The organism is Ruegeria sp. N7 (assembly GCF_056531345.1).
In genome coordinates this window covers 1-18,743 of the sequence record NZ_JBQFLR010000003.1, presented here as the reverse complement: position 1 = coordinate 18,743, position 18,743 = coordinate 1, and the positions used below count along the sequence as shown (strand labels likewise).

The 18,743-nt window shown below is 55.5% G+C and carries 17 protein-coding genes, 1 tRNA gene and 1 pseudogene; 8 read left to right on the top strand and 11 right to left on the bottom strand.

All coding sequences use genetic code 11. From position 1 onward, the window contains the following. Nucleotides 1-5: 5 nt before the first annotated feature. The 3 genes from ACR0ES_RS06040 (at nt 6) to ACR0ES_RS06030 (ending at nt 2,597) form a co-directional block, all read left to right on the top strand. Nucleotides 6-893, top strand: a complete 888-nt coding sequence (locus tag ACR0ES_RS06040) for a MurR/RpiR family transcriptional regulator (RefSeq protein WP_480869876.1) — start codon at nt 6-8, stop codon at nt 891-893. Next, nucleotides 890-1,978: an aromatic ring-hydroxylating oxygenase subunit alpha gene (locus ACR0ES_RS06035; RefSeq protein ID WP_480558704.1), complete on the top strand. Its 1,089-nt coding sequence runs from the start codon at nt 890-892 to the stop codon at nt 1,976-1,978. The genes ACR0ES_RS06040 and ACR0ES_RS06035 overlap by 4 nt, the downstream gene beginning before the upstream one ends. A 235-nt stretch (nt 1,979-2,213) precedes the next feature. Further along, on the top strand, nt 2,214-2,597 hold the full coding sequence (locus ACR0ES_RS06030) for a carboxymuconolactone decarboxylase family protein (RefSeq protein ID WP_480482962.1): 384 nt from the start codon (nt 2,214-2,216) through the stop codon (nt 2,595-2,597). Nucleotides 2,598-2,603: 6 nt separating this feature from the next. Here the strand turns inward: ACR0ES_RS06030 and ACR0ES_RS06025 are convergent, their stop codons facing one another. Continuing rightward, on the bottom strand, nt 2,604-4,223 hold the full coding sequence (locus tag ACR0ES_RS06025) for a hypothetical protein (RefSeq protein WP_480482960.1): 1,620 nt from the start codon (nt 4,221-4,223) through the stop codon (nt 2,604-2,606). A 32-nt stretch (nt 4,224-4,255) separates the two neighbouring features. Continuing rightward, nucleotides 4,256-4,567, bottom strand: coding sequence for a hypothetical protein (locus ACR0ES_RS06020; RefSeq protein WP_480482958.1), 312 nt, complete (start codon nt 4,565-4,567; stop codon nt 4,256-4,258). A 68-nt stretch (nt 4,568-4,635) separates the two neighbouring features. Between ACR0ES_RS06020 and ACR0ES_RS06015 the strand changes: the two genes are divergently transcribed. Further along, nucleotides 4,636-5,577 (top strand): YcaO-like family protein, encoded by a 942-nt coding sequence (locus ACR0ES_RS06015; RefSeq protein WP_480486528.1) that lies wholly within the window; start codon nt 4,636-4,638, stop codon nt 5,575-5,577. Nucleotides 5,578-5,584: 7 nt separating this feature from the next. Here ACR0ES_RS06015 and ACR0ES_RS06010 read toward each other — a convergent pair whose 3' ends face one another. Both ACR0ES_RS06010 and ACR0ES_RS06005 read right to left on the bottom strand, forming a co-directional pair. Further along, nucleotides 5,585-6,793, bottom strand: coding sequence for a hypothetical protein (locus ACR0ES_RS06010; RefSeq protein WP_480869874.1), 1,209 nt, complete (start codon nt 6,791-6,793; stop codon nt 5,585-5,587). Nucleotides 6,794-6,977: 184 nt separating this feature from the next. Further along, nucleotides 6,978-8,960 carry a phosphatase PAP2 family protein gene (locus tag ACR0ES_RS06005; protein ID WP_480869872.1) on the bottom strand — a complete coding sequence of 661 codons (1,983 nt, stop codon included), beginning with the start codon at nt 8,958-8,960 and terminating at the stop codon, nt 6,978-6,980. 432 nt (nt 8,961-9,392) lie between these two features. Between ACR0ES_RS06005 and ACR0ES_RS06000 the strand changes: the two genes are divergently transcribed. Beyond that, a tRNA-Ser gene (locus ACR0ES_RS06000) sits at nt 9,393-9,482 on the top strand. Nucleotides 9,483-9,637: 155 nt separating this feature from the next. Here ACR0ES_RS06000 and ACR0ES_RS05995 read toward each other — a convergent pair. The 7 genes from ACR0ES_RS05995 to ACR0ES_RS05965 form a co-directional block, all read right to left on the bottom strand. Beyond that, entirely contained in the window at nt 9,638-10,378 is a 741-nt protein-coding gene (locus tag ACR0ES_RS05995; RefSeq protein WP_480869870.1) for an outer membrane protein, read from the bottom strand. Between the two features lie 210 nt (nt 10,379-10,588). After that, the gene (locus ACR0ES_RS05990; RefSeq protein ID WP_480869868.1) at nt 10,589-11,344 is read right to left on the bottom strand and encodes an ABC transporter ATP-binding protein; all 756 of its coding nucleotides are present in this window, start codon (nt 11,342-11,344) and stop codon (nt 10,589-10,591) included. 1 nt (nt 11,345) lies between these two features. After that, nucleotides 11,346-12,194, bottom strand: coding sequence for an ABC transporter ATP-binding protein (locus tag ACR0ES_RS05985; protein WP_209598734.1), 849 nt, complete (start codon nt 12,192-12,194; stop codon nt 11,346-11,348). Beyond that, nucleotides 12,191-13,102, bottom strand: a complete 912-nt coding sequence (locus ACR0ES_RS05980; RefSeq protein ID WP_480545830.1) for an ABC transporter permease — start codon at nt 13,100-13,102, stop codon at nt 12,191-12,193. The genes ACR0ES_RS05985 and ACR0ES_RS05980 overlap by 4 nt, the downstream gene beginning before the upstream one ends. Beyond that, nucleotides 13,099-14,157, bottom strand: a complete 1,059-nt coding sequence (locus tag ACR0ES_RS05975; RefSeq protein WP_480558696.1) for an ABC transporter permease — start codon at nt 14,155-14,157, stop codon at nt 13,099-13,101. Before ACR0ES_RS05975 ends, ACR0ES_RS05980 begins: the two co-directional genes overlap by 4 nt. Further along, nucleotides 14,158-15,753, bottom strand: coding sequence for an ABC transporter substrate-binding protein (locus tag ACR0ES_RS05970; RefSeq protein WP_480773392.1), 1,596 nt, complete (start codon nt 15,751-15,753; stop codon nt 14,158-14,160). Nucleotides 15,754-15,787: 34 nt separating this feature from the next. After that, nucleotides 15,788-16,843 carry a dipeptidase gene (locus tag ACR0ES_RS05965; protein ID WP_480773393.1) on the bottom strand — a complete coding sequence of 352 codons (1,056 nt, stop codon included), beginning with the start codon at nt 16,841-16,843 and terminating at the stop codon, nt 15,788-15,790. Between the two features lie 121 nt (nt 16,844-16,964). Between ACR0ES_RS05965 and ACR0ES_RS05960 the strand changes: the two are divergent. The 3 genes and pseudogenes from ACR0ES_RS05960 to ACR0ES_RS05950 all read left to right on the top strand — a co-directional run. Then, a pseudogene (locus ACR0ES_RS05960) lies at nt 16,965-17,156 on the top strand (helix-turn-helix domain-containing protein); the annotation flags it as partial. A gap of 24 nt (nt 17,157-17,180) precedes the next feature. Next, nucleotides 17,181-17,876, top strand: a complete 696-nt coding sequence (locus ACR0ES_RS05955) for a LysR substrate-binding domain-containing protein (RefSeq protein WP_480623005.1) — start codon at nt 17,181-17,183, stop codon at nt 17,874-17,876. A 296-nt stretch (nt 17,877-18,172) separates the two neighbouring features. Further along, complete coding sequence (locus ACR0ES_RS05950; RefSeq protein ID WP_480869866.1) at nt 18,173-18,571, top strand: cupin domain-containing protein; 399 nt, start codon at nt 18,173-18,175, stop codon at nt 18,569-18,571. The last annotated feature ends 172 nt before the right edge of the window (nt 18,572-18,743 follow it).

The window sequence follows — 18,743 nt, the reverse complement described above, 5'->3', positions numbered from 1 at the left end:
CAATCATGAATGACACAAATGTATCATCAACTGTTCTGGACCGCCTGACCGAAGAGTGGGACGCCCTGACCCCTGAGGCGCAGAAAGCTGCGCGGTACGTTCTGGAAAACCCTACGGATGTGGGGGTCTCAACCGTGCGCGAAATCGCCGAGGCGGCAAAGGTCAAACCCAACACATTCGTGCGCATGGCACGGCAAGTGGGGTTTGAAGGGTACGAAGATTTTCGCGAACCCTTTCGCGACGCGATCCGAAAAGGGCGCGTGTCGTTTCCAGACCGCGCCAGATGGCTTCAGGACATCGGCAAGTCCGGTGAATTGGGCGGGCTGTATGCCGATATGATCGGCGCCGCGATCCGGAATATCGAGGAAACATTTGCAGGGATCGACGCGAACCGCCTGAAATCTGCTGCCGAAGCCATCTGGAATTCTCGCCAGATTTTCACACTCGGCGTAGGCGTCAACAACTCCAACGCACGCAACTTTACCTATCTGGCTTCGACCGGGATGAAGCAGTTTCATGCAATCCCCCGCCCCGGTTCAACCCCAATGGACGATCTGGCCTGGGCCGATGAGCAGGACGTGCTGATTGCGATCACCTGTCATCCCTACCGAACGGAAGTGATCGAGGCGGTCAAACTGGCACGTCAGCAGGGCCTGACTGTCATTGGTATCTCGGACAGTCCGGCCAGCCCTGTGATCCGGAACGCCCATCACGGGTTTGTCGTCGCAGCAGATACCCCACAGTTTTTCCCGTCATCCGTTTCGACCATCGCGCTGCTGGAAACGCTGCTGTCTTTCGTGATCGCGGTATCCAGCGACGAGATCGTCGAACGGGTCGAACGTTTCCATCGTCGTCGCCATCAGCTTGGCATCTATGCGGAGGAACCCGAATGAACGCACCGCTGACCCACTCACTGGACGCGCGATATTATACCGACCCCGCCATTTTCGAGAAGGAGATGCAGGGGCTTTTGGCCCGAACATGGCAGTTCGCAGGCCATGTCGCGCAGGTTCGGGAAACAGGAGATTACTTTGCCTTCGAGATTGCCGGGCAAAGCCTGTTTTGCATTCGCGGGCGCGATGGCGAAATTCGCACTTTCTATAATGTCTGCCAGCACCGTGCGCATGAAATGGTCTCGGGCACAGGCAACACCCGCGTTGTCGTCTGTCCCTATCACGCGTGGACCTATGAATTGTCAGGTCAGTTGCGCGCGGGTCCAAATATCAAATCCGTCCCCGGATTTGACCGCAGTGCGATCTGCCTGACGGCGGTCCGGACCGAAATCTTCAATGGGTTCATCTTCGTCAATCTCGACGACAAGGCAGCCCCGATGGATGACTGGTATCCCGGAGTACGGCAGGAAATCCGTGCATTCGTCCCGCATATCGACGAACTCGAGCCGCTGGAATGGGTCGAGATTCCGGAACACTGCAACTGGAAGGTCAGCGTCGAGAATTATTCGGAATGCTATCACTGCCCGAGCAACCACCCGACTTTCGCTGAAGGTGTCGTCAAGCCCGAAACCTACGACATCCAACCCGATGCAGGCGGCGGTTTCGTGCTGCGCCACACGACCGAATGTCAGAGCCTCGACAAGATGACTTACCCAATCGACCTGTCGGTGCCTCATGCGGGCGATTACCAGTCTTGGTTCCTGTGGCCGATGTTTTCGTTCCAGTGCTATCCGGGCAATGTGCTGAACACATATCACTGGCGCGCAAATGACACGGATCACTGCACCGTCTGGCGCGGTTGGTACACTGAAGGTGGTTCGGAAAGCGCGGTGATCCGGCAACTGGCCGTTCAGGACAGGGAAACAACGGTCGAAGAAGACATCCGGCTTGTGGAATCCGTGCATCGCGGCCTCAGATCCCGTGGTTACTGCCCCGGCCCGCTGGTGCTGGATCCGGGCTGCGGTGTGATGTCCGAACACTCAATCGCCAAGTTGCAACAATGGATGCGCGAGGCCGTGGAATGAAACCCACCCCAGGCAGACATAACCTGCTTGCCCTACCCTTGAGCGGGTAGATCAACCACGCTGATGCCCAAGGACTGGCACCCTTGCGAAATTGACCGGATTTTGCCCAAAGCACTTGGGTATATCGACATAGTGGACATGCCGGACCGGGTATACAGGTGCACCACCGGATGAAATCACACTACGATCCCGCATACAAACACCGCCTGACACGCTGACAAACCGGAGACCCGTAATGGCCGACTTATTTGACGAAGACCTGTTCCTGAAAGGGTTGGAACAACGGAAGAATACACTGGGCGCGGACTATGTGGAAAAGAACCTTGCAGCAGCAGATGATTTCACCCGCCCGTTTCAGGAAGCCATGACCGCCTGGTGCTGGGGTTTTGGCTGGGGGGATGACGTGATCGACGCAAAAACGCGGTCGATGATGAACCTGTCCATGATCGGAGCACTGGGAAAGATGCATGAATGGGAAATCCACTGCCGGGGTGCCATCACCAACGGGGTGACCAAAGAAGAAATACGCGCCATCATCCACGTGGTCGGGATTTATTGCGGCGTTCCGCAGGCGTTGGAGTGTTTCCGCGTCGCCCGCAAAGTGCTGGACGACAATTAGACGCCATCACAGACCTGCTTCGGCCAACAGTCGTGCACCTTCGTCATAGTATTTTCTGTTTTTGAAACAGCCCGGCCAGGCCCAGCGCTCTGCCGTGAAACCGGGCTGCAATTCCAGGATGCGACGGGCGTGCCGGCGTGCCAGTGACTGGTTGCCAGCGGCGGCGGACAACATGCATAACACAACCCGCGCCCGCACGCTGCCGGGGTCCACTCGCAAGACATTATGCGCGTGCTGCCATGCTGCCTTGTCTCCGGAGAGGGCAAGGGTCATGGACAGGTTCGCCTCGATCCAGATCGGCGGGTGCGGCGTTAACGCGAGGGCCTGCCGATACGTGGCTATTCCGTCCTCAAGCCGGTCATCATACATCAACAAGACACCATAATAGCCCAGCAATTCGGGGCTGCTGTGGAACCTCTCAAGTACCTTGCGCATCAGCTGGCAAGCCTCGGCAGTATGGCCAGCAACACTGTGGGTAAACGCTTCGAGTGCGGCGCAATAAGGATCCGCCGGGTGTTTTTCACGCATGACGGCGCAGTCGGCCTCGACCAGAGCCAGCGTTTTTTCCGGCGAATCTTCCATGCCCAACCGGATCAGATCCAGGCGGCAGAATCCGACAGCGATCCGCGCAGGCAGATAGTCCGGATCGCGCTGCAAACAGACCTCATACTGGCGGATGGCACGAAACAGGCCGTCCTTGGTCGTAAGGCTCTCCTGAATGCGACCATTCTGAAATGCCGTCCAAACTTCGGTGGATGTGGCGCGTGCTGACCAGATGTCGGACCAGTGACCATCCCGCAGCCGTAGTTGAAGCGCTTCGACAACTTTCATTGCGATTTCTTCAACGGCGTCAAACGTATCCTTTTCCCGAAACCGGAAACGTTCGGTCCATAGGCACACCTGATCCACGGTTGATGTTAATTGTGCCGCCACCCGCAGTCCTTCGGCCGCTACCACGCTGCCGCTTAGCATATAGCCGTCGACAGGCCCTTCTTGCCTGCGCGCATCACGCAATTCGATGACATCCGACAACGTACCCAAGAGGAAAAGCAATTCGTCCCGTATCGACGCCGCCGCAACGTTGATATTGTTATCGTCACCAATTACTTCAAACGGCTCGACTACAATTGCAGGTCTCTGATGCCCCCAATGGGATGGAAAGCGCGCGCCAACCGGGACAGGCGCATTTTCATCAAAGCCAACGTCCCAATACGCTTGCCGTTCAACTGCCAACCAGTCTTCAAATTCCGGGTCTGCAACATCCAACCCTTCCAGAAGCTCGGCGCGATCCGGTTGAAGCGGTTCATCAAACAAATCAATTTCAAGCGCTTTCAGGTCGATGGAGACATTCTCGCGCCCGATGTCCAAAAACCCCAGACCGAACCCGGCCAGATGCTTGGTCAGGACACTAAGTTCCTTGCGCAACGAGGCCGCACCCTGTGCAGGTGAGCTTTTGCTCCAAAGCTTGTCTTGCAGCCAGGCCCTGCTGCGAACAGCATTCTTAGACAACAACACCAAGGCGAGAAGCGCTTTCGCCTTGGTGCCGCGTGGTGTTGCATCCTGGCCGTCGTTGCAAATCACCTGAAACGGACCGGTCAGGAATATCTTGGTTTTTGCCTTACTCAAATAAACTCCTCAGGCAAGTTCAGATACTGCGATCAGGAACCACAGCCATAAACGACAATGCCACCCATCGCTTCATAGGCCAGCTTGCAGCACCATGACTCGTGATCGGGATTTGGGTCTGGCTCTTTATCGCTCAGATCAGGGATTACGATATGAACCTTGTTCTTGGAATCATAAACAAACTCCACTGCAGGATTACCGACATCAGCAAGGATTTCATGAATCTGTCGCTCAGCCGCGTCGCGACCCTCTTGTGATCCCAGCGCGTTGCTCCGGGCGGCGTTCAGAACTTCACACCCAAGATCCTTAAGTGTGTATTTCGGATTAATAGTCAAACGAGCCATACTAAAAGTCCTTTCTTAACAACCACAACCATTTGTATAACCCGTTACATACCTATCCGGAAACAAAAATGACCGACGCGCTGATTGAACTGGCCGAAAACGCAGGGATTATTTCCGGACCTTCTTTTGCTGAATTTCCCAAAGGTGCTCCGATCCACACCGCCTTTCGCATGGTCAATTTGCGAAACGGAACAGTGCCACCCGCTGGCGCAATGAAACATCGCGTGTCCTTTGGCACAGCGCGTAACCGGAACGTAGCCGCGCGACTTTCGGGTTTCGAAGCGATCGAACGTTATGCGCTGCAATACAGCGCGGATTCGCCCGAAACCCGCGAAAGCCTGATTTCATCGGATGGTGCCACGCATGTTCTGCCAAATGATGCCCTTGCTCTGGGTGCGCCGGGCAGCGATGGGCAGATCACGTCGAAGGGGGCCGCAGCCGGACCAACGCATGAGGCCGCTGCGTTATGGGCCGCATTTGAATGCCTGGAACACGCGCTTGGACCACGCGGTTTCGACCAAGTGTTGCCCGAAACAGCGTTGCCGCGTGATCTGACCCGCTGGCTGAACACCTACCTGCGTCATCTGAGCGTTCACGTTCGCATGGTTTCGGGCGTCGGCCTGCTACTGCGTGCGGTCTGCGCCGATGCGGATGGCGGGCGACCAACCTATGGAACGGCTTTTTCCGCCGATCTGGCGACAGGTGTCTGGCACGCGGCATGCGAAGCGGTTGTGTCCTGGCGCAATATGGTGACGCTTGACCACACCGGCGTGACAGATGACGCGATGAATGAGGAACAGGCGCGCTTGTTCCGACTGTATCGCGGCGCGCGAACCGATCGCCCGACAACTCCGGCATCCTCTTTCGATGTGGACGCCTGGCAGAGTCCCGACCCGACGCTGATGACTGTGTTGACAGCGGCGGCCAACGCTGCCGGTCGCCCGATTGCCATATTCGATATGACCGCGCCGGAAATACCTTTGCCCGTTGTCAAAGCCGTGCCGGTTTGAAACCTTTTCAGTGACTGAATTGGCAAGTTGGCGCTACGTTGCCAAAGACCTCAGTTTCGGTCCGGTCCGCAAATTCAGAAATCTGTTTGCATCGTTGGGTTTCCGGCAGTCCACAAACGATATCGCTTGGATCAACAGGCGGGACTTCAACAAATTCGACCCTTGTGATCGCGCGTGGATTGGCCGCCACTGTTATCAAAGGGCCAACCTCGATCAGGCCGGCAAGCGCATAACCCGACGCAGGCCGTGCGGTCGACCCTGATCCCATGGTGATATCGTCCAGAAACCGCGGGTCATCATCGCCCGGCCCGAACTCAAGGCGCATGGGCATTCCCGCTTCACCGCGCGGATAACGCACCCAATCTGTCGGCACATTCACCGCATCCACGAAGAGTTCGGACATGTGAAACGCCCGAATATAAAGCCCCATAGGATTCGCGAACGCCATCGCGCGCCCTGTCGGTGTTGCTGTGCCTCTGGAGAAGGCCAGATCAAGGGCTTCACCTGCCAACCCAGATCCCGCATGGCGACAATACAAATCCTGTCGGTCGGCAAAATGTAACACTTCATCAAGCCGCGCGGGCCTTCTGTTTTCACCATTGCCGACAACATATGGGAATGAGGAAAGATGCATTGTAGCGATCAGGTCGCTCAGGCTGTTCGTCTCTCTGATCATGAACAAAGCATGTTCGATATTCAACGGATGCTCTGGTGGATGGGCAAAATCTGTTCCCACCAATCTTTTTTGAAAACGAGCAATGCGTTGAGGCACGTCCAATGCGCACCAATCTGATTTCGAAACCTCGAACAACTCTTCGCAGGAATATGAACATCTGGATACGGTTTCAACGACCGAAAGGAAGTGATCCAGATCGAACACTGCCATGGTTCTCCACCACTCCATCAGTTCGGTCGTGGCGACAAAGCGCTTCGGCCGCATTTTACCTTCGGAATCGGGCCGTAAAATCAGCGCATATTCCAGAAATTCATTGTGTAGTTCGGCCCTGCTTGCCCAACCCCGATCCGAAAGACTGGCGGCCAGATCCTCGCCCAGACAATCCCGGGGCTCGCGCGGGTTGGCAGACCATTTGAACCCCGTCGATATCTGACCATCGACGATGTCGTCTGGGTCCATGACTAGGAACGGGCTCACTCCATTGCCATCGAAGAACCCTTCAATTCTCGAGTTCCAGTCCGACAGGGCGGCTTCACTCACCCCCCTATCGGCGCAACCTGGAGATTGAAAAACAGCCATCACCGAACACCGATCTGTATCTGAAATGCAGGGCTGATCTGCCATCAATACTTGCCACGACGGTTCCAGCCTGGTTCGAGAGATCATCATCGTTGACGGGCGCGGAAGCATCATGAAAAATCTCCCTCCGAAAAAATCTGAAACCTCATCCGCCCCAACCTGCCTGCTCTGGCAGGTGGCGGGTCCACCACAATTCAGGCGAACTATTGGCTACGTGGATTTCACTGCCAGAAGACCGTTTTCCCGAGATGCTGAGATGATCGCCGTCAAAGGTCTCAAGCGACACTTTCGATAACGCCGGTGATTTTGCCATATGCTCTGCCAGTATTCCGACCGCGATACGCTCACCCATCCGGATACTGTCGAAATAATCGCTATAGAAATGAACGCCCGCCAAATTGCGCCCAAGTGCAATATTCGCAGCCAACTTGTTCAGCTCGCCATTCAGCGTCAGGCAGTCTGCACTGTCTTCTGGTCGGGTCGAGTCGATCAGGGTCTTGCCCCCCGCAGCTGGCACAAGGACCCGAGGCAGACCAGCCGCAGCCAAAGACACCCGTGATCCATCAAAAGCGTGCGTTCTGAAGAAAGCCTTGAGCACTGTGATACATGCCCCGGCAACGGCACCATGAGCCGCGCCATAAGACGGGTGCATTGGCGACCCTTCGGGATAAGCAACCGGCAGCAGCAAGTTACGGTCATTTCGCGGCAAGCCCTTATGGGAAATGGCGTTATGCGCAAACCGCTTCACCGAAGGCGAGGCGGCGATTGCATCCATAAGGCTGAAACCTTCGCTTGTCGCCGCTTCGAGTTTTCCCAGATGGGTCGCGGCAAAAGGCTCGGCCGCGCCAAGGGTTGCGCCGTGACCGTTCGCCATCAAACTCGTAACACTGCCCAGCTTTTCAGGCCGGGCACGATTGTGCACCTGAAACGTCTGGCGTTTCGCGGCCCTCAGGGCCCGTGCCCCGGCTTCCGTCAACAGGGACAGTACGTGCGCGCCGCCGCAGGCAGAGCCTGGATCACGCACACCGGCATATCCATCCTCGGGCAAACCTTCATCTGTCGGCGTGCCCTGTCCCAGCATCAGCAGGCAGGCATTGAAAAAAGCCTGATAGATTCTGTCAAAATGCACGTAAGAGGCAAGGTCGCGCGGTGTTTCAATGAATTTCGTTCCCTCGCTCTCAAAGGCTTGTTCAGCCGTCGTGTCCGCCCCGTTCTGAACGTCCAGCCACTCAGCCCAATCCCGCAGATAGTCCACGCCCGCCGCCTGCGGCTGGATTTTCTGGTCGATCCTCAAAGCGCCGAAGGGAACAGCCCCGACGGCCATTGCCTGCGTCAGCTTTTGCTTTTGTCGGCGCGCTTGATCTGCTGTCAGTGGATCGTGGCCTTGTACCAGGAACTGCGACAGATACGGTCCCTGTGCACAGCCCTGTGAGCAACCGCGAAACAGGGTTTGAGGGGTCAGGCCGCCACCGTCCCGAACCCGCCGCGCCGCCGAAACCTTTCCAATCTCTGCGCCATCAGCGTCCCGAGGGCTGCCATCGCGACGGAACCATTCCATCTGACAAAGGGCACCCGCCACGTTGGCCGCATCACCGGCACCATCCCTGATGGATTCGAACGGCACATCCCGCAGATAGGCCATCGCGTAAATCTCGGCCATCTCCGCCGCCAACTCATCCGATCCAAGCCGGGGCGCGGGTGCAATTCCCACCCCCCCCGCGTCACATCCGTTGAGACCAAGCCGATGGCCCAGGATTGGCCCTTCCCACGCACGCCACCTAAATTCACCACCCTCTGATGGCGCGGTGCGGAAGGGCCCGGAATAGGCTGGCGTGTCGAACAACGCCAACCGATTGCCATGATTGTCGGTGCAGGTCGGATCCGCCACTTCTTCCAGAAACTCGGTATAGACCTGCGCGTCGACAATTCCGTTCACGTCATGACGCAAACCCTTCGAGAAATTCGTGGGCCATGTCCCTTCAAAAAGGTCCGATTCACCGTTGTGATCCTTGAAAACCTCCTGAGTGGAACGCGCCAACACACTCAAACGGCGCCGACCCCGGCCTACCTTTTGATTGGCTTCGTCAGGGTTCTGCCATGGTTCAGACGGAACGGTATGTTGCGACATGATGTTCTCCTCAACGACGAAAGAACGATTCGCATCACGGCGTTACCGGATCGTGACTTCCAAAAAGAGAATGTGTTTTCTATGCTTTTTCAATAAGTTGTTGGGTTCGCACTGGCGCACGGAACGCAATCACGCAAAAACTCGTGACCCGGTTCCACGTTGCAAAGCCAACCGAGCACTTGAACTCCGCTGTAGACTTGCCACGTTCAAATTCTCGTACATCAGGCCAGATGCCACAGGCAAGGCCCGCGATTCTAAGGATATTACGAACTGCATCGGGCCTGAAGAAAGTGAACCCGTACTTACAAATGGTGTATGCAAACCGGTGCGATTCCGTTCTATTTCAAAGAGTTCGGACAGATCTGCAAAAAAAACCAAACTTTGCGGAATTGACCTTGTATTTCCGTTGCTTGCACGGATATACCCGTCGGCGGAGACGTGGCCGAGTGGTCGAAGGCGCTCCCCTGCTAAGGGAGTAGGCCCGGAAGGGTCTCGAGGGTTCGAATCCCTTCGTCTCCGCCATTTACCAAAGTAAAAAATAATCATAAAAAGCAAAAGCTTATTTGAAATCAGACAGTGCGTTTCTGGACTATCGAGCGACGACAGCCCTTAGAAACAACCGCGTTCAGCCGCTGTTGCAACATAGGTTAGTATCAGGGATGCGCCTGACGTTGTCTTCAGAACCTGTACGTTGCGCCCAGCAGCGGGCCGGACTGGTCAAACCTGAAATCATTGCCGTTGATCTCATGATCGAAGGAAATATACCGGTAGCCGCCGCGGATCAGCCATCTGTCATTGATTTCATAATCTGCGGTCAGCAAAACTTGCCAGGTTTCGCTACCGCTCCGAAACCCGCCATAATCCACGAACCCGGTCCCTGACCATTTGTCAGAAATCCGAACTCTTGCACGGGCAGCTACGACCGGATCAGTCCAGTTGTCGTCGGTCGTCACACTTCGCCCAGCAGCGACCCCAGGTTGCAATCGGAACGTGGTTTCCGTGCTGAACCACCTGAACCCGCCTGCTAAGGCCACGCTGATCGCGGGTGTCTCATAAACATGGTAACCAACATAGCCGCTAAGAAATTGCGTGGTGGCAGAGGTATCCAAACTCGAAAACGCCGGGCCGGGAGTTGAGTTACTAAACGCCAAATCGGTGTAGTTGTAATCAGCAAGCAACAACCAGCGCCCGTTAGACGCTGAAATACTGCCCATAAACGCAAAATCCAGGTTTTCGAGAGCGTCTGAAAAACTCAACGTGCCGTCGATTGTTCCACTTGATGTTGCAAGAGAAATATTCGTTTCGGCCATGAACAGATAAGCAGTGCCCGAAAACGACCAATCAGATTGCTGGGCTGAAACAGGCGGTGCGATCAGTAACGCAAACGCTATCGCCAAGTATTGCACCTTGCTTTTCATCGGTGACCTCGTAGCTGGAATTCACATTGCATTGCTTGCATGCTTTACGGTTACACAATTTGTAGCCGTTTCCAATATCTCGATCGCTGTAGTGCCAACACGGTCCTTATCAATCAAAAGGTGCGTTCACACCGGAAATGCTAAAGGACGCTGTCGTGCGTCCCTCGGAATGATCATACGAAAAATAATCCTGCTTCCAACGAACAGGCGCTACTGGTTTGGGGCAACAGAGGCGGTCAACAATTGCTTGGAATACTCGTGGCTTGGGTTCCCAAAACGCAGTGTTTCCGAGGACATGACCTCAACAATTTCACCATTTCTCATGACCGCCAACTGGTCGCACATATGTGCGATAACCGGAAGATCGTGAGACACCATCAGATAGGTCAATCCGCGCTGTTTGCGCAGGTCAGTCAACAGGTTGAGAACCTCGGCCTGAACGCTGACATCCAAAGCTGACGTGGGTTCATCCAAAAGCAGGATGTCTGGCTCACCTGCCAAGGCCCTTGCGATTGCCACGCGTTGTCTTTGACCACCGGAAAGCTGGTGTGGGTACCGAAACCGGAATCTTTGTCCAAGTCCGACGTCGTTGAGCAAATCGCTCACGCGTTTATCGATATCTCCAAACCCATGCAGATGAATTGTTTCACTGAGGACCTGGTCGACAGTATGTCGGGGATGTAACGATGCATACGGGTCCTGAAACACCATCTGGACGGTTCGAAAGAATGACCTGTCCCGCCGGGACCCGGATATCGCCTGACCTTCCACGCGGATTGTGCCCGACCATTGCGGTGCAAGTCCCGTTATTGCCCTCAGAATTGTCGACTTGCCGGACCCGCTTTCGCCCACAAGGCCATAACTCTCGCCCTGCGCGACTTCAAGGTTTGCGTCTTTCACCGCATCGACCCGGTCGTGTGCATGACCAAACCAGACATTCAGATGGTTGATTTCCAGTGCCTTCATTTCAGCCCCTCACGCTTGGGGCTTCGGACCAAGACGGATCGCGTGTGAGAACACTCAGGTGGGTGCATTTTTCATCAAGGCGCGGCAGCGAGTTCAGCAAGCCCTGGGTATAGGGATGTTGGGCCTGATGCAGCTTGTCAGCCTCGCAAACCTCGACGATCCGACCTGAATACATGATGAGGACACGGTCGCAGAATTCAGACACCAGATTCAGGTCGTGGCTGATGAATATCAGACCCATCCCCCGCTCCTTGACCAATCCATCCATGATGTTCAGCACCTGCCGCTGAACGCTGACATCAAGCGCCGAAGTTGGTTCATCGGCAATCAGTATCTTGGGATTGGGAATCAACATCATCGCAATCATAATGCGCTGCCCCATACCCCCAGACACCTCATGCGGGTACGTTCGCATCACCCGCTCAGGATCACGGATTGAGACGTTATCCAACATCTCGATAGCCATCTTCTTAGCATGGGCCTTCGAGCCGGAATTGTGCTGAAGGTATGCTTCCATGAGTTGCTCGCCAACGGTGACCACCGGGTTCAGAGAAAACTTGGGGTCCTGCATCACCATGGAGATCTGCTTCCCTCGCACCTCACGCATCTCGCGCTCGCTGAGCTTCATCAGGTCTCGGCCTTCCAAATTGATGTGTTTGGCCTCCACGATACCCGGATTTCGGATCAGGCGCAGAATGGCCCGTCCCGTCATCGACTTGCCCGAGCCGCTTTCGCCGACGATCCCCAGACGCTCGCGCCCCAGCGAAAACGACACGCCCCGCACGGCGTCAAACACGCCCTGACGGGTTGGGAAACGAACCCACAGATCTTCGATGTCGAGTAAGTTCATTGCCCACCGTCCTTTGGATCAAGCGCGTCCCGCAGCCCGTCACCCAACAGGTTGAAGGCCAGCGAAACCGTGAAAATTGCGAGCCCCGGCACCGTGGCCACCCACCAGTGGTCAAGGATGAACCTTCGACCCTCGGATATCATGGCACCCCATTCCGGGCTTGGAGGTTGTGCCCCCAACCCCAGAAAACCAAGGCCGGCGGCAGCCAAAATGATCCCGGCCATATCCAGCGTGACACGCACGATCAAAGATGAGATGCAAAGCGGCCAGATATGCCGGGTGATGATGCGCAGCGGCCCGGCACCCTGAAGGCGTATCGCGTTGATATAGTCGGTTGACCGGATGGTCAGGGTTTCTGCACGCGCCATACGTGCATAGGGCGGCCACGCCGTGAGTGAGATTGCCAGAACCGCGTTTTCAATCCCTGCCCCAAGCGCCGCGACAAACGCCAGCGCCAGAACAAGTCGTGGAAAAGCGAGGAAAATATCCGTGATGCGCATAAGGATCACATCCGTCCATCCCCCCACATATCCCGCAACAGTCCCGACCAGAAGCCCCGCAATCGGTGCGATGAGCGCCACAAGAGCCACGATGTACAGTGTAATTCGCGCCCCAAAGATCAGGCGTGACAGAATATCCCGCCCCAAGCTGTCGGTTCCCAACAGGTGCCCTTCAGCCCCGATGGGGAGAAGTCGGCTGGACAGGCTCTGAACAAAGGGATCGTGCGGCGCGAGAAAAGGCGCAAAGACCGCTGTCAGAACAAGGACGACAAGAATCGCCAACCCGACCATTGCCATCGAGTTTGATCGCAAAGTCAGCCAGCCTTTGTAGAAGCTGGCCAATCTGGCATGGCGGCGCGAAGTCGGCTCGTCGGTCAGCAGCCACTGGCGCAAGGTCATGTCGCTCATTTCGACCTCGGATCAAAGAAACGGTAAAGAAGGTCCGAGAATATGTTCAGGCAGATAAAGATCAGCCCGACCACAACGGTTCCTCCAAGAACGGCATTCATATCGGCGCTCAACAAAGCCGTCGTGATATAGCTGCCGATCCCCGGCCAGCTAAAGATGATCTCGGTCAGAACTGATCCTTCCAACAAGTTGGCATAGCTGAGTGCGATCACTGTGATCAGCTGCACCCGGATATTCTTGAAGGCGTGGCGCCAGATAACTTGTCTTTCAGACAGCCCTTTGACGCGGGCGGTGATGACATACTCGGCTGACAACTGTTCCAGCATGAAGGATCGGGTCATCCGGCTGATGTAGGCAAGCGAGTAGTACCCCAGCAATGCCGCGGGCAGGATGATATGGGACAACGCATTGCGGAAGACATCCCAATCCTGGGCCAAGGCACTGTCTACCAAAATCAGCCCAGTGCGTGAGGGCACTATGTCCTCGTAGAAGATATCCAGGCGGCCCGGGCCACCGACCCAGCCGAGTATCCCGTAGAAGACCAGAAGCCCCATGAGCCCCAGCCAGAAGATTGGCATTGAATACCCGACAAGCGCGACCACACGGGCGACCTGATCGATCCATGATCCGCGCTTGACTGCGGCGATCACACCAAGCGGAACACCCAGAAAGATTCCAATCAGAACGCCCAAAGTCGCCAATTCCAGCGTGGCAGGGAAGACGCGGGCAATATCCTGAGAAACCGGGCGGGCATTCAGAAGTGAATCGCCAAAATCACCGTGCAGAACATCCCAAAGGTAATATCCAAATTGAACCAACAGCGGCTTATCAAGACCAAGCTGTTGATAGACCGCATCATAAGTCGATTGCGATGCGCGTTCACCGACGATTGCCAGTACCGGGTCGATCGGCATCACGCGACCGATGATGAAGGTCACGAAAAGCAGACCCAGCATTGTAATTGCGATGGTGCCAAGAGTTTTCAGGATACTCTTGATCCAATGGATAAGAGGCGCCGAGCGGCGCCCCTCAGTTGGTCTTTCGGCCAGTGCCATTTACTTGGTCACCTGCCAATACGACGCCGATGTAATCGCCTGACCGGTTGAGAAATTCGTCACGTTTTCACGCAGGGCCGATTGCTCAATCTGCTGGAACATGATGACAAACGGCGAAGTCTCGCGGAACTCGGCCTGGATTTCCTTGTACATGTCAGCGCGTTTCGCGGTGTCGTTTTCGACAACAGCCGCATCCGTTTTCTCGGTCAGCCCGCCGGTATCCCAAGAATTCCGCCAAGCCAGCAATCCTGTGGCATTGGCTTCGTCCGAATTATCCGGGTTATAGGCAAAGGTACCTGCGTTCGTCTGCGGGTCGGGATAGTCCGGCCCCCATGCGCCAAGGTAAACATCCAGTTCCCGCGCACGATACCGCGCCAAAATTTGTTTGGCGGTCCCCACGGTGATGTTCATCGTGATGCCAACCTGACTCAGCGCATTCTGTAGCGATTGGGCGATTTCGATCCGTTCCTGCGCTTCACGCACACCAACTTCGATCTCAAGCCCGCTTACACCTGCTTCATCCAGCAGGGCCTTGGCCTTTTCCACATCAAAGCTAAACGGCGTCTCGTCAGAGGCACCGAGATAGGTTTGGGGCAGGAAATTCTGGTGGATCGTGTATTGCCCCTTCAGGAAGCTGTCGCGCATCCCTTCATAGTCAACCAGATACTTGAACGCCTGCCGAACCTGAGGCTTGCTCAGCTCAGGGTGTTTCTGGCTCAGCGAAACATACATCAGGCGGCCCTTAAGCTCGTCTGCAATCTTTACGCCGGCAACAGATGAAGCGCCGGCAACATCTTCTGGATTCAGGTTGCGCGCGACATCGATATCACCACGTTCCAGCAACAGGCGCTGGCTGGCGCTTTCCTGAACGTGACGGACAACCACGCGCTCCATGGCCGGAGCACCCAAATAGAAATCGGGGTTCGACTTCAGTGTTACGCTTTCATTGGGTTTCCAGCTGACCAGGCTATAAGCCCCAGATCCAGCAGTATTGGTCTTGAGCCATTCATTGCCCAAGTCGCCATCCTTGTCGTGTTCCATCACCGTCTTCTTATCGACAATGCCGCCGATGGTAGCGGTCAGACAGTTCAGAACGAAGGATGTCGCATAGGGTTTGTCCGTCGTGATCGTCAGAGTGTTGCCGTCCGCGACAATCGTTTGTTCGACATTTTCCGGCGTGAACCCAAACTGGGTCAGGATAAAGGCCGGCGTCTTGTTCAGAATGATCGCGCGACGCAGCGAAAATTCAACATCTTCTGCCGTCACCGGATTTCCGGAGTGAAAGGTCAGTCCTTCCCTGATATTGAAGGTGATCGATTTGCCGTCTTCAGACACATCCCAGCTTTCAGCGATGTCGGGCTGATAACCAGCGTCCAGATTGAGCGGGTCGAAGTTGACCAGCTTCTGATAGACATTCCGGCTGACATCCGAACCCGCAAACTCAAAGCTTTCGGCCGGGTCCAACGTCGTGATGTCGTCGATTCGATGCGCGATAACCAGCATGTTCGGCGGCGTTTCGGCCATTGCCGAAGTCGAGGTCACGGCCAGCGCCAATCCTAGCGCCGCACCGGTAAGCAATCTGTTAAATGCGTTCATTTTGTCCTCTCTGTCATCAAGTCTTCACTAACGGTTACGAGCCCCAGGTCTTCTCAAGAACACGCAACCAGTTTTCGTGGCAGAGCTTCTTGATGAGCTCTTCGCCGTATCCATGGGTCACCATGGCATCTCTCAATCGAGGCAGCATCGAGATGTCCTTCACGTCGTCCGGCACGACCGCCCCGTCATAATCGGACCCAAGCCCGACCCGGTCTTCACCCATTATCCCGATCAGGTGGTCAAGGTGCTTCAGAACCTGCATCAACGGCACGTCGGACAGCATCCGACCATCCTCACGCAGAAACGCAGTGGCAAAGTTCAACCCGACCATCCCGTCGCTTTCCGCGATGGTGCGAAGCTGATCATCGGTCAGATTTCGCGCGTGCGGACAGATGGCGTGGGCATTCGAATGCGTTGCGACCAAAGGCGCATCCGAATACCGCGCTACATCCCAGAAACCTTTTTCATTGAGGTGGGACAAATCCAACATGATACCCAGCGCATTGCATCGCTGCACAAGCCGCAGTCCATGATCCGTCAACCCAGGGCCAGTATCTGGCCCCGATGGATATCTAAACGGCACACCATGGCCAAAAATGTTGGGTCGGCTCCACACGGGCCCAAGCGATCGCAACCCCGCCGCATGAAATACATCAAGCGAATGCAGATCTGCATCAATCGCCTCGGCGCCCTCGATGTGAAAAATGGCCGCCATCTGGCCTTGCGCCAAGCAGTCCCGGATATCCGAAACCGATCGAACCACTTTCAACGCCCCCAAACGTTCCAGTTCCAGCAGGATGGCAATCTGCCCCAGCGCTGAGGGCAGAGCATCTTCGGCATCAATATGATTGGGAAGCGGCAGGTCATAGCTGGGCCGGACCATTTCTTCCATTTTTGCATCGGCATCGATAGGCGAAGGCACCCAGACGGCAAAGAAGCCTCCGCCAAATCCACCGGCCGTGGATTTTACAGAGTCGATCGCGCCTTCGAGCCCGGTCAGGAAGCGGCCCGCTTCGGGCAGACCACCTGACGAGGCCAGTTTTGACAATACGTCGTTGTGCCCATCAATGATAAGAGGGAGGGTCCTCAAACTCGCTTTACCCAGATTAGTGTCATCTCGACACACGCTAACAGACGTAATCGTCATGATTGTAAAAAAACTTGATGAGTTTTACTCATAGAGCTAGTCGGAATCATGCGGGCGCCCAGCAATGAAGAAACCTCGCAACTGGCATTCTCTGCCGGAATACCAGGCGCTCCGTGCGCTCATGCAGTCTGGAACAACAGCCGCTGCCGCACGGCAGCTCGGCTTATCTCAATCCGCGGTCAGTCGCTCCGTCAGCAGCCTGGAGGATCGATTGGGCAGAACACTGTTCGAACGGGATGCAGGCAGATTGCGACCGACGCAAGAAGCCGTGAGGCTGAATATGCGATTGGATCCTTTGTTCGAGGCATTGGACAGGATCGATGGTCCGGGCGAAACTGTGCAGGAAACACTGCGCCTCGTTGCACCGCCCAGCTATGCTCATCGATACATCGTTTCCCTCATCGCCAGTTTCATTCGCGGGAATCCCGGTTTTTTCGTGAACCTTGAGGTGACAACGTCGGATATGGTCACGCTTGGCGTGCTTGAGAACCGATTTGATCTTGCCGTGACCGGGATTGAACAAAGCCGCGCTGGCATCAAACTTATACCATTTCGCGAGTCACCAGCCGTTTGCGTCATGCGCCCCGAACACCCCCTATCGGAACGCACCGTGCTGACGCCATCAGACCTGCATGAGCAAGAGCTGATCGCACTGACATATCGACACGGGCGGCGCGGGCAGCTGGACAGGTTGCTTCATCAAGTGCGCGCTAAACCGAGGATCGTTGCCGAAGTTTCAACCTCATTCGCCGCTGCCGACATGGCGCGCGAAGGATTGGGGCTGTCTGTTATCAATCCCTTTCCCGTCTACCATTACCGATCTCCCGATCTGGCATTTGTCCGATTTGAATCTCCAATGCGGTACCGGGGCCATTTTGTGGTCTCTGATCAAAAACCGGTTCCAAGGATCGCACGGGCATTCATGCGGCATCTGCGATTGAATACCCCTCCGGACCCTTTCTCTGACCCAAGGTAATGAATTCTTTCCAAAGGTCTTCAATGGCAATACGCCATGTGACCGCCCAACAGGGAAGATCTTGGAGGAGGGTCGAGGTACGGACCTGTCATGGCTACGTGCACAGTTTGGTATGTGTAACGTCCGCAAACGTGGTTTTCTTCGTCCTTATGTATCTCAGGCCGTATCACCTGGTATGCGGTTCGTTCAAAAGGCTCGTTAGAATCTCCGCCCAAAACCCGCTTCTGATTTCCCTACGTTTCCAGGCGAAGCTGGCCTATCATTCTCTAGCTCAAATCTTAGGAAGGAAAACCTAGATGGCGGATTGTGTGAAACTGCGCCCCGGCGAAACCTATTCCGGGAAACAGGGGTTCGATTACTTCGAAGGCATCGCCAGAGAGACGGTAGGAAGCCAAGCTATCTGCATGCATCTGCTCACGGTCCCGCCCGGAGGGCGCGCCAGGGCGCATAAACATGAGACACATGAAACCGCGATTTATGTGATTTCCGGGTCTGCTAAGATGTATTGGGGCGACAGGCTAGAACACGTTATGGAAACGCAAGCAGGAGACCTGATCTATATACCATCAAACACTCCGCACCTTCCGTTCAACGATGGGAATGAACCCGCAGTTGCAGTTATCGCACGCACGGACCCGAACGAACAGGAAAGCGTTGTTCTGATGCCGGAACTTGAAGACCTTGTACCAGAGTGACGCAAAATACCGTTAGGGACCAGCAGCGTATTTTTTTCGTCCCATTTGCTTCCAGAGTGCTTCGAGTTGAGTTGGTGTGAATGGACCTGTCCCGTTTTTGTGCCGCCCCAAGTGCTCGTTTAAGCCACTTTCCTTTCGAATGCGACAGGGCTTTTCCAGCCCAATGCTGAGT